Annotated in this window: 12 protein-coding genes; 4 read left to right on the top strand and 8 right to left on the bottom strand. The window is 35.3% G+C overall.

Annotation, left to right across the window (positions count from 1 at the left end):
• Positions 1-121: 121 nt before the first annotated feature.
• Positions 122-949 carry an endonuclease/exonuclease/phosphatase family protein gene (locus MPR_RS01230; RefSeq protein ID WP_041888497.1) on the top strand — a complete coding sequence of 276 codons (828 nt, stop codon included), beginning with the start codon at positions 122-124 and terminating at the stop codon, positions 947-949.
• A gap of 33 nt (positions 950-982) precedes the next feature.
• Here MPR_RS01230 and MPR_RS01225 read toward each other — a convergent pair whose 3' ends face one another.
• The 4 genes from MPR_RS01225 to rimP form a co-directional block, all read right to left on the bottom strand.
• Positions 983-1,654 carry a zinc metallopeptidase gene (locus MPR_RS01225; protein WP_006257669.1) on the bottom strand — a complete coding sequence of 224 codons (672 nt, stop codon included), beginning with the start codon at positions 1,652-1,654 and terminating at the stop codon, positions 983-985.
• Between the two features lie 121 nt (positions 1,655-1,775).
• Complete coding sequence (gene infB, locus MPR_RS01220) at positions 1,776-4,772, bottom strand: translation initiation factor IF-2 (RefSeq protein WP_041888495.1); 2,997 nt, start codon at positions 4,770-4,772, stop codon at positions 1,776-1,778.
• A gap of 45 nt (positions 4,773-4,817) precedes the next feature.
• Positions 4,818-6,056, bottom strand: coding sequence for a transcription termination factor NusA (gene nusA / locus MPR_RS01215; protein ID WP_006257671.1), 1,239 nt, complete (start codon positions 6,054-6,056; stop codon positions 4,818-4,820).
• A 14-nt stretch (positions 6,057-6,070) separates the two neighbouring features.
• On the bottom strand, positions 6,071-6,538 hold the full coding sequence (gene rimP, locus MPR_RS01210; RefSeq protein WP_006257673.1) for a ribosome assembly cofactor RimP: 468 nt from the start codon (positions 6,536-6,538) through the stop codon (positions 6,071-6,073).
• Positions 6,539-6,708: 170 nt separating this feature from the next.
• Between rimP and MPR_RS01205 the strand changes: the two genes are divergently transcribed.
• A complete protein-coding gene (locus MPR_RS01205) occupies positions 6,709-7,536 on the top strand; it encodes a universal stress protein (protein ID WP_006262594.1) in 828 nt (275 codons plus the stop codon).
• 457 nt (positions 7,537-7,993) lie between these two features.
• On the opposite strand, the gene MPR_RS01195 is transcribed toward MPR_RS01205, so the two are convergent.
• From MPR_RS01195 to MPR_RS01180, 4 genes are all read right to left on the bottom strand, one after another.
• On the bottom strand, positions 7,994-8,818 hold the full coding sequence (locus MPR_RS01195; protein WP_006260495.1) for a mechanosensitive ion channel family protein: 825 nt from the start codon (positions 8,816-8,818) through the stop codon (positions 7,994-7,996).
• Positions 8,802-9,029, bottom strand: coding sequence for a hypothetical protein (locus MPR_RS01190; protein WP_006257677.1), 228 nt, complete (start codon positions 9,027-9,029; stop codon positions 8,802-8,804). The genes MPR_RS01195 and MPR_RS01190 overlap by 17 nt, the downstream gene beginning before the upstream one ends.
• A 2-nt stretch (positions 9,030-9,031) precedes the next feature.
• On the bottom strand, positions 9,032-9,613 hold the full coding sequence (locus tag MPR_RS01185) for an RNA polymerase sigma factor (RefSeq protein WP_006257678.1): 582 nt from the start codon (positions 9,611-9,613) through the stop codon (positions 9,032-9,034).
• Positions 9,614-9,681: 68 nt separating this feature from the next.
• Positions 9,682-10,275 (bottom strand): riboflavin synthase, encoded by a 594-nt coding sequence (locus tag MPR_RS01180; protein ID WP_041888491.1) that lies wholly within the window; start codon positions 10,273-10,275, stop codon positions 9,682-9,684.
• Positions 10,276-10,332: 57 nt separating this feature from the next.
• On the opposite strand from MPR_RS01180, the gene pdxA reads away from it, so the two are divergent.
• Positions 10,333-11,403 carry a 4-hydroxythreonine-4-phosphate dehydrogenase PdxA gene (gene pdxA, locus MPR_RS01175; protein ID WP_041888489.1) on the top strand — a complete coding sequence of 357 codons (1,071 nt, stop codon included), beginning with the start codon at positions 10,333-10,335 and terminating at the stop codon, positions 11,401-11,403.
• Positions 11,404-11,453: 50 nt separating this feature from the next.
• Complete coding sequence (locus tag MPR_RS01170) at positions 11,454-12,077, top strand: YceD family protein (protein WP_041888487.1); 624 nt, start codon at positions 11,454-11,456, stop codon at positions 12,075-12,077.

The raw sequence follows: 12,077 nt of genomic DNA, 5'->3' as shown, positions 1-12,077 counted from the left end.
TTTTTGTGCCCCTTTATTCCCAATGACTGGGTAGAGAACAAAACTGCGTAAAAATACGTCATTTTTATAAATGCCTCTTTATAAAAAGACCATAATCTAACGCCTTTTAACAAAATTCAATATGCCTAACACTAGATTTTTAAAAGCCTTAACTTTATTTATTATTACTCTTTTTATATCTTTTTCGGTTAATGCCCAAGTGAAGATAATGACTTGGAATTTACTTAACGTCGGAAAGAGTAAATCACAAGAGAATATAGAATACATCGCTAAAACGATTAAACAAACAGACATCATAGCCATACAAGAGGTTGTCACTAACCTTACAGGTGCACAAACTATTGCTAAGATACACGAAGAATTAAACAGATCATCAGGAGCCAAATGGGACTATGCGATAAGCGATCCTACTGCTAGTTCTCCATATCGCTCAGAACGCTATGCTTACCTATGGAGAACTAGCAAAGTCAAACTAAAAGGAAAACCTTTTCTTGAACCTACTTATCAAGAGGAAATAGAAAGAGAACCTTATATGGCAACATTTATTTATAAAGGAAAAGAAATAACGATAAGTAGTCTACACGCACTACCAACTAAACATCAGCCTGAGAAAGAAATCAAGTACCTAAAATTCTTTCCAGAACATTATCCTGATCACAATCTTATCTTCTTAGGTGATTTTAATTTAAGTGAAAGTCATAGCGTATTTAATCCCTTAAAGAAACAAGGATATCTACCTAGCTTCTCTACACAAAAGACGAGTCTTAGACAGAAATGTCTTAAAGGTGACTGTCTAGCATCAGAGTATGATAACATCTTTTATCACCCTGACAAAAATGAACTTATCAGTGCTAAACCTATCTACTTCTTTGAAGACTTTGAAGAAATTAGCATGGCAAGAAAAGTATCTGATCACATCCCATTGCTCATTACATTGAATATATTATAACCAAAAAGACCTCTTTAGCAGAGGTCTTTTTTATTATCTTCTATTCATATAGATCATTACATAGTACAGTAGCGTACCTAGTGAACTTATCGCAGCCACTACATACGTACGAGCTGCCCATTTCAACGAATCCTTAGCTCCTGCATATTCTCCTTGAGTCACTATATTCTTTGCTTGCAACCACTTTAATGCACGATTACTCGCATCGTATTCTACAGGTAATGTCACAAAAGAGAATATCGTTGTCATCGCAAACAAAATAATCCCGATTAATAACAACTGTGGAAATGTATTAATCATTAACACACCTCCTAATAACACCCACGTCACTATATTAGACGAAAAGCTAACAATAGGAACTAACTTAGAACGCATAGTCAGCCAGTGATATGCCTCAGCATGCTGTACAGCGTGCCCTACCTCATGGGCAGCAACAGCCGCGGCAGCTGCATTACGCTCATTATACACAGCCTCACTTAAGTTGACTGTCTTATCCATTGGATTATAGTGATCGGTCAGCCTACCTGGAGTAGAAATAACTCTTACGTCTCTGATCCCATGATCAAACAACATCTTCTGTGCTATCTCCGCACCACTCATCCCATTCTGAAGTTGTACTTTAGAATATTTCTCAAATTTACTTTTTAAGCGATAACCTACTAACCAACTAGCACCCATTATCGCAATCATAAAAATCCAAATCATACTTAGACGTTTTTCTTTTTTAATTAAATCTACAAATTATAAGCCAAACTAAAAATAAGACATTTTGACATAAAAAAAGGGTTACATCACTGTAACCCTCTCTTATTAACTATATTTTATACTATTTAAGTTTCTTTTTAACCTCTACTTCTTGGAAAGCTTCGATTACGTCATACTCCTTAATGTCGTTGTAGTTTTTAATCTGAATACCACAATCATATCCTTTAGAAACTTCTTTAACGTCATCTTTGAAACGTTTAAGAGCAGTTAACTCTCCAGTGTAGATTACTACACCTTCACGGATTAAGCGGATTCTAGAGCTACGGAATATCTTACCATCTGTAACCATACATCCAGCGATAGTTCCCACTTTAGAAATTTTGAACAACTCACGGATCTCAGCAGTACCAGTAACCTCTTCTTTAAGCTCTGGAGATAACATACCTTCCATTGCATCTTTAAGGTCATCGATAGCAGCATAGATAATTGAGTAGTTACGGATATCGATCTCTTCTTTATCAGCTAATACTTTAGCAGATGCCATAGGACGAACGTTAAATCCGATAATGATCGCGTCAGAAGCAGATGCTAACAATACGTCAGATTCTGTAATCGCACCAACTCCTTTGTGGATAATGTTGATTTGAATTTCTTCTGTAGATAATTTAGAGAATGAATCAGATAATGCCTCAACAGAACCATCCACGTCCCCTTTTAAGATAATGTTCAACTCTTTGAAATCTCCTAATGCGATACGACGTCCAATCTCTGCTAACGTAATATGACGTTGAGCACGTACAGATTGTTCGCGGATCAGCTGAGTACGTTTAGATGCAATTTGTTTTGCTTCTTTTTCTTCTTCGAATACGTTGAATTTATCACCAGCAGTTGGCGCACCATCAAGACCTAATACAGAGATTGGAGTTGAAGGACCAGCTACTTTAATAGACTTACCACGCTCATCGTGCATAGCACGTACTTTACCATGGTTACATCCTGCTAATAAATAATCTCCTACGCGAAGAGTACCAGCTTGTACTAATACAGTAGACACATATCCTCTACCTTTATCTAAGAATGCCTCTACTACAGTACCTACTGCTAACTTATCTGGGTTAGCTTTCAGTTCTAACATTTCAGCTTCTAATAATACTTTTTCAAGTAATTCAGTCATACCAATACCTTGTTTAGCAGAGATATCTTGAGATTGGTAAGTACCACCCCACTCTTCTACTAGCAAGTTCATTGATGCTAACTTCTCTTTAATTTTATCAGGGTTAGCCGTTGGCTTATCTACCTTATTGATCGCGAAGATAATAGGTACACCTGCCGCTTGAGCGTGGCTAATAGCCTCTTTCGTTTGTGGCATGATGTCATCATCCGCAGCGATTACGATAATAACGATATCCGTTACTTGCGCACCACGTGCACGCATCGCAGTAAACGCCTCGTGACCTGGTGTATCTAAGAAAGTAATCTTTTGACCATTTTCTAAAGTTACCCCATACGCACCGATGTGCTGCGTAATACCTCCTGACTCACCAGCGATAACGTTAGCTTTACGAACGTAGTCAAGTAACGATGTCTTACCGTGGTCAACGTGTCCCATTACAGTAACGATAGGAGCACGAGATTTTAAATCTTCTGGTCTATCTGGAGCTTCTTCGATAGCCTCTTCAATAGCTGCAGTAGTAAAGTCTACTTCATATCCGAACTCATCAGCCACGATAGTCAATGTCTCAGCGTCTAGACGTTGATTCATTGTTACCATGATACCTAATGACATACATGTACCGATAACTTTAGTAATAGGCACATCCATCATAGTAGCGATCTCACCTACAGTAACGAACTCAGTAACTTTTAATACTTTACTTCCAGCTTCTAATGCTTTTTGTTCGTCATCCGTTTTCTTACGGTGTACATCACGTTTATCACGACGGTATTTAGCAGATTTAGACTTATTACCTTTACCTTGAAGACGTTCTAGTGTCTCCTTGATTTGGTTTTTAACTTCTTCTTCTGTTGGCTCAGCCTTAACTACAGGAGCTTGTTGGTTACGTCTTTGGTTTCTATTACCAAATTTGTTTCCACCAGCATTGTTATTATTGTTGTTATTTCTTTGCCCGCCACCTTGGTTTCTGTTATTGTTGTTGTTATTACCACCATTAGCATTATTGCTATTGTTATTAGTAGTATTACCACCTTCAGCAGTACCTGGTTTAGCTATACGTTTTCTCTTATTCTTATTAGCGGCATTACCAGCACCTGGTTTCGCATTGTTACCAGCGTTGTTACCACCTTTTTTAGGCTCTTCTTTTTTCTTTTTAGGCTTATCGAATTGAGATAAATCGATAGTCTGTCCAGTAAAAGTAGTACCAGAAAGTTTTTGATAATTAGTTTTAATCATCTCCTCTCCTGCGTTTTCTTCTGTCTTAGCAGCCTCTTCCGCTTTGTTAGACTCTGCTTTTTTAGAATCCACTTTGTTAGATGAAGCATCCTTACTTCCTGCTACAGATTCTTTCTGTTTTGGTTTTTCCACCTCTTTTTTAGCTTCCACTTGTTTATTTGAGTTCGTTACTTTAGATGCTTCCTTATCAACTACAGGTTTAGCGACAGTCTCTTTCTTATCCTCTATAACCTCATTAGCTTGTTTTTGCTTACTCTCTTTAGCAGGAGCTTTGGCATCTTTTTCAAAAGATTTATTTTCTTTATTAGAATCGTCTGAAGAAGCTTTAGTTTTTTTAGGCTCAAGATCGATTTTACCCACAGTTTTGATAGCTGCAATTTCTTCAGCTTTAGCTCGGATAATTTCTTGTTCACGCTTAATACGTGCTTCCTCTTGTTTTTTCTTCTCCTCTAATTCTTTATCACGCTCAATTTTCAAGGCCTCTTTCTCTTTCTTTTTCTCTTCACTTACTTCAATAGATGCCTCTTTCTTACCTTTATCAGCAGAAAATTGTTTACACAAAACACTATATTCTTGATCAGAAATTTTAGCATTAGGTGTTGCGTCGATATCGAAACCTTTTCCTTTTAAAAAGTCAACGGCTCTATCGAGAGAAATATTCAATTCCCTTAAAACTTTATTAATTCTTATTGCTCTTTCTTCAGACATATTATCCTTTTAGTGTATTAAATGTGTTGTGTTGTTAACTTGTAATTAATCCTCGAATTCTTCTTTCAAGATTCTAAGTACATTCTCAATTGTTTCATCCTCAAGATCAGTACGTTTCATTAACTCTTCAACACTTAGGCTTAAAACGCTCTTAGCCGTATCTAAACCGATTCTTGCAAATTCTTCAATTACCCACTCATCGATTTCGTCTTTGAATTCTTTTAATTCTACGTCATCGTCTTCTGGGTTTAATTCACGCATAACATCAATATCATATCCAGTCAACATACCAGCTAATTTGATGTTTTGTCCACCACGTCCTATCGCACGTGATACCTCTTCTAGAGCTAAATAAACATTTGCTTTTTTAGTCTCTTCATTCAGAACTACTTTATTTACGTTAGCAGGTGCTAAAGCACGCTTAACGAATAATTCTGTATTATTAGTAAAATTAATTACGTCTATATTCTCATTTCCTAATTCGCGAACGATACCATGGATACGAGATCCTTTCATACCTACACACGCTCCTACTGGATCGATACGATCATCAAAAGTATCTACTGCCACTTTTGCTTTTTCTCCAGGGATACGTACCACTTTCTTAATCGTGATATGTCCATCAGCGATCTCAGGGATTTCTTGCTCGAATAATCTTTCTAAGAACTCAGTAGCAGTTCTAGACATGATGATTTGAGGTTTAGATCCTTTTAATTCTACTGCTTCGATGATTCCTTTTACAGTATCACCTTTTCTAAAGAAGTCAGATGGAATCTGTTTATCTTTTGGTAAAACGATTTCATTTCCTTCCTCATCCATCAAAATTACAACTTTTGGACGGATGTGGTGCACTTCTGCTGAATAAACTTCTCCAATAATATCTTTGAACTGTTTGTATAAAGTAGTATTATCGTGCTCAGTCACTTTAGAGTTTAAGTTTTGGCGCAATGCTAAAATAGCACGTCTTCCTAACTCCTCTAATTTAACCTCTTCTGAAACTTCTTCTCCTACTTCAAAATCTGGTTCGATCTTGCGTGCTTGAGATAATGAAATTTCATAGTTATCATTCTCTACTTCCCCATCATTTACTACTACACGGTTTCTGAATATCTGGCAATCTCCTTTATCTGGGTTAACAATGATATCAAAGTTATCATCGTTACCAAATCTTTTTTTCAATGCATTTCTAAATACATCTTCTAAGATGGCCATCAGCGTTACACGCTCAATATCTTTTTCGTCTTTAAATTCTGAGAATGAATCTACTAAATCTCTATTCTCCATGTGCTTTTTTTATTTTAAAATGAAATTATAACATTCGCTTCTTTAATATTCTCAAAAGGGATCACAGCTTCTTTCTCTACTGTCACCTTCCCTTTTCCTACAGGTTTAGGCTCTCTAGCCTTCCACTTTAGGACAATCTGATTATCGATCACATTATCTAGAGTAGCCTCATATTTCTCTTGATCTAGCGTCACTACTTTCAGTTTTCTACCAATGTTCTTATGGTATTGACGAAGTAATTTTAAAGGCGCTGTTGCACCTGCTGATGCTACCTCTAGAGAGAAATCCTGCTCTTCTCTATCTAAATTATGCTCTATAGCTCTACTAAAATTTATACAATCTTGTAATGTCACACCTTCATCACCATCTATAGTTAGAGTGATTTTATTGTCAGCAGACACCGTAAAATCTATAATAAATATAGATGTATGCTCTTCTAAAGCCTTATCTATTAATTCTTGTACTTTACTTTTTAATGTCATATGCTATAAAAAGAGGGGACTACTTTGTCCCCTCATTATTTAACTTTTTTAATAAATAACTGTGCAAAGATATTAATTTTTTTATTACAAATAAAACTTTTGCCTATTGATAATTATATTCTTAACTTTAAATCATGTAATTAAATCGAAATAAAACAACAAATATCACTATGAAAAAAATACTAGTCCCAACAGATTTTTCTACACAAGCTTATAACGCTATCAAGGTAGCTGCTTGTATAGCTAAAAAAGGAGATGCAGAAATATTACTATTACACATCTTGGACTTGCCACAACAAGGAAATGATAGTATCAATAAAGGTACTCCTGCTCCAGAAGTAATGTTCTTCAAGAACGCTGCTGAAGAGAAACTTAGAGAATTAGCTCTATCTGATCTATTCCAAGGTATTAAGGTATCTACTAGTCTTATCTTAGACAGAACAGCTTATGGCGTGACTAAGACAGCAGAGACGAATAAAGCAGACCTTATCGTAATGGGATCTCATGGAGCGAGCGGAGCGAAAGAATACTTCGTAGGTTCTAACACTCAGAAAGTAGTGAGAACGTCTGACGCACCTGTATTAGTAATTAAAGGGGAAGGAGATGACTTCAACGTAAACGATCTTGTATTCGCTTCTGACTTTACTGATAATATGAAAGAACCTTTTAAAAAGATTCTACGTCTACACCAGATGTTCGACACGAAGTTACACCTACTGATGGTAAACACTCCTAATAGCTTTAAACCTACTCATGTAGCAGAACAAGTATTAGAAGACTTCTTAGAAGACATCACAGATACAGAATACGACTTATCTATCTATAATGATCTAACAGTAGAAAAAGGAATTCTTAACTTCTCTAAGAAAACGAATGCAGACCTAATCACGATCGCTACACACGGACGTACAGGGTTAGCTCATTTCTTCAACGGAAGTATCAGTGAAGATTTAGTAAATCACTCACCTATCTCAGTATTGACTATCAAGATAGACTAAGCACTATCCTTATATAATATAAAAAGCTGATTGCTATTCGCAATCAGCTTTTTTATTTCTCCTATTTTATTCATTTACTCTCTTCTTTGCTTTTAGTTCCTTGCACATTCCTTCGACTATCCTTGCACATTCCTTCGAGAAAACCCCTCTCTGGGCAAGCAAACTCGAAGAAAACCCCTAGAATACCCGAAGAACCCCAAGCCCAAACACAATATAGCTCTATAAATCAACACTCTATAAAAAACTCAATCCTGCATTATAAAACAAAAAGAGCAACCAAAGTCATAAACTCCATATCTAGTCAAAAAGAGCGGAAAGAAAATAAAAAAACAGTCTTATTCAACAACTTTAATCTTAGAGAACAACCCTCAATCCAAGATACTAATACTAAAAAAGGCGAATGTTCATGAGAACATTCGCCTTTTCTTATAACTAAATAGCTACTGCTACTTGTAGTTTATTTTATTATCTCGATATGACTTTCTGATACTTTAGCTATCGGTAGATAGTGTTTCTTTCCTTCTACTAACAGACATAAATAAATATTATCAATAGAAATCACATATCCTTCTAAACCATCGATACGCACTAGCTGTCCTAACTCTAGATTCTTACGAGCGTAAAAAGAGAACAATAATCTAGTCACAACATCTTTAGCCCCTAATCCTAATGATAAAGCTACAGTCAATAGGATAGCCCCTACGATAATAGAGATATTATTAGTAATAATATCTGTGTTTATACCCATCTGATTCAATGTAGTAATAAACACAAAAACCAAGATTAGATAGAATAAGATATTACCTATCATACGTGCTCCACTGAAGTCAACAGCCTTTAACACTTCCACAATAGCTTTCTTTACCCATGTAGCAAAATACAATCCTCCTACGAAGATCAGTAGTGCTACAAACACTTTAGGAATATACAACATCAGGTTTCCAATCTCACGAGAGACAATAGCTAGACCAAATAACTCAGCTCCTACTACTACCATTAAGAAGATTAAAAACACCTTTACAAAGAATATTAAGATATCAGACACACTGATCTTAATATTCACCTTATTCAAAAAGTCATTTTCGCTTAATAGATTTTGTATTTTCTCTAAGCGAATAACCTTAAACAGCTTCTTTAAGACATAAGAACATACCTTAATTATTAACCAAGAAATTAAAATATAGCCTACTAAAAAAACAAATCCTATCAATCCTTGTAATAACGAGCTCATTACAGAGTTAATCATTTGACTAGGATACTCAAAGTTATAACGTTCCATCATCCTTACTATTTTTAATTTTATTGATTATTTCATTTTCTTTTTTTACATCTTTTTCTCCTATCAGGCTACCTAATGCCTGAGGAACCTTAACAGTATAAAGTTCTGACACATCTAGTGATAACTTAATAAAGTTGAGATTATCTATTACCCTATCTTTTAAGTAATCTGGTAATTTTTCGTCCTGAAGAATTTTTTTAAACGGATTATCCATAATTACAACGAGTTATAAATTTCAACAATTTTTTTCTTAGCCCTGTGGAGTCTCATTTTCACCGCACTCTCTCCTAAATCCAACAGGGTGGAAATCTCCTTAATAGACTTGTCATCCTGATATTTCATCAACAAAACAATCTTGTCCTCCGGATCCAACCTTACTAATGACTCTTGTAACCTATCGACACTCAATGAGAATATCTCCTCATCCGAAATCTCGTCTTCTACAGATAATGCGTATTGATTCTCATCATCCAATGTTTCTTCATTTCTCTTCTTCTTAAGAACTAACCTGGAATAATTAACACAATGATTATACGCAAAAGAATACAACCACGTAGAAAATTTAGAATCACCTCTAAAGTTCTTCAGGTTTAAATACAACTTCACAAAAATATCTTGTGTAAGGTCTTCTGCTACATCTCTAGACTCTGCAAAACCAATACACTTCGCATATACCTTCTGTGCGTACCGATCATAAAGTATCCCAAACAAGTTAGTATTACTACTATGAACAATGAATTGTACTAACTCTTCATCCGTCATGGCAGCAAAATTACTATTTTGCGAATTAAACTTCATATACTTTTTTTTCAGGTGCAAAGTAAAGTCTTTTACACCAATAGTCCGATAAAAATACTAAATATTTACTACAAACTTCTCAATTGCACCAACTTAGCAACATACTTACCCACTACATCAAACTCAAGGTTAACTACCGTTCCCACTTGATAATGCTTAAATATAGTATGCTCTAATGTGTATGGAATAATCGCAACTTTAAAAGTATTGATACCAGAATCTACAACTGTTAGACTTGTACCGTCTATTGTAATAGATCCTTTCTCTATCGTCACATGCTGTGATGTAGTTTTGTACTCAAACCCAAAATATGTACTACCTCCTACTTCTTCTATACTGACACAAGTAGCGATATGGTCTACATGCCCTTGAACGATATGCCCGTCTAAACGACCATTCATCAGCATAGCACGTTCTAAGTTAAGCTCTTGCCCTACTCTCCACTGACCTATACTCGTCACATCTATCGTTTCTTTAATAGCAGTCACTGTATACTCACCATCAGCTAGTGCTACTACCGTCAGACAGATACCATTATGTAGAACACTCTGATCAATCTGCAATTCACTAGCGAATGCAGATTCTACAGTGATATGTAAGTTTTCTTGCTCTTTCTCTATTCTTTTGATATTTCCGATGTTTTCAACTATTCCTGTAAACATAACTCCATTTATTTTATTAAATTTGCTTTCAAAAGTAGGAATAATTTAAACGAAACTATGAGCCACAAAGAAGAAATTATAAAAGTAGGTATCTCTATCGGGGACCTAAATGGGATAGGCAGTGAAGTTATACTCAAATGTTTCGAAGACAGTAGAATGCTAGAAATCTGCACTCCTGTTATATTCGGAAATTCAAAGCCACTATCATATATAAAAAAAACGATTGATAATAATACAGCGATACAAGGAATAGATAGTTTAAGTCAAATCGTTCCAAATAGATTAAACGTATTAAACCTATGGAAGGAAAACGTTAATATTTCATTTGGTAAAAACGACCCTATCGTTGGAAAATATGCTATAAAATCATTTGTTGCAGCAACAGAAGCTTTAAAAAACGGAGAGATAGACGTATTAGTAACTGCTCCTATCAATAAATATAATAGCGTAGACGAAGAGTTTAAATACCCTGGACACACTGATTATCTAAACGAGCAATTAGAAGGACAGGCTCTTATGCTTCTAGTAAGTGAGGATCTAAAAATAGGATTATTAACAGATCACTTACCTATACAAGATGTAGCTAAGGCAATCACACCAGAGCTAATCGAACAAAAGGTAAAAACGATAAACGATACGTTAATTCAAGATTTCAATATATTCAAACCACGTATTGCTATCTTAGGATTAAACCCACATGCTGGTGACGGCGGTGTTATAGGAAATGAGGAATTAACAATCATAAAACCGACAGTAGAAAAACTTAATGAAGAAGGCATTCTAATTTCAGGTCCGTTTCCTGCTGATGGTTTTTTCGGATCAGGAACACACAAACACTTTGATGCGGTGATAGCATGCTACCACGATCAAGGTTTAGCCCCTTTCAAAGCGATTTCTTTTGGTCATGGTGTGAACTATACTGCTGGACTAGACAAGATTAGAACATCTCCAGACCACGGAACTGCTTATGAAATAGCTGGAAAAGGCATTGCAGATGAGACTTCATTCAAAGAAGCACTATATCTAGCTATTGATATTTATAACAATAGAACTAGAAATATAGAGGCAGCTGCAAACCCATTACAGCCTCAAGAAAAAGATTTTAGCACAAAAAAATTTGATAACTAGCTTGTAATTATAATAATTTTTTATCTTTGCACGCTCAAATCATGTATTCCATGAATATTGAAAAAGACTTTTTAATTCCTTTCACAGGATTAAAAAACGGGAAGCATTCGTTTGATTTTAAGGTAGATGACAGTTTTTTCGAGAACTATAACTACAGTGATTTCAATCATATAACTGCTGACATAAACGTTCTTTTAGACAAGAAAATCAACTTATTTGAGTTGCATTTCACGAGTAAAGGTTTTGCAAACGTACCTTGTGATGTGACAAATCAAGATTTTGATCTACCAATAGATAGTGAAATTGACTTGGTAGTTAAATTTGGAGAAGCATTTAATAATGATCACGATGAGATATTAATTATCCCATATACAGAACATCATATAAATGTAGCTCAGTATATATATGAAATGATAGCTCTAGCTATACCTCAAAAAAGGGTTCACCCTGGGGTAAAAGACGGAACACTAGATTCTGCAGCACTTGACTATCTAGGTTATGTTAATGAAGACGAAGATGATGAGTTCGACAGTCTATTCGATGATGAAGACGATGAAATCTTCGATTTAATAGACGACCTAGAAGATGATGATGTAGAAGAGGAAGAAGAAAATACGAATAAAGATATTGACCCTAGATGGGCAGAATTAAAGAAACTATTAACGGATAAATAA

Origin of the sequence: Myroides profundi (assembly GCF_000833025.1) — a bacterium.
Classification (GTDB): Bacteria; Bacteroidota; Bacteroidia; order Flavobacteriales; family Flavobacteriaceae; genus Flavobacterium; species Flavobacterium profundi_A.
Note: the sequence above shows the minus strand (reverse complement) of the source record. Positions and strands in the feature narration are given on the sequence as shown.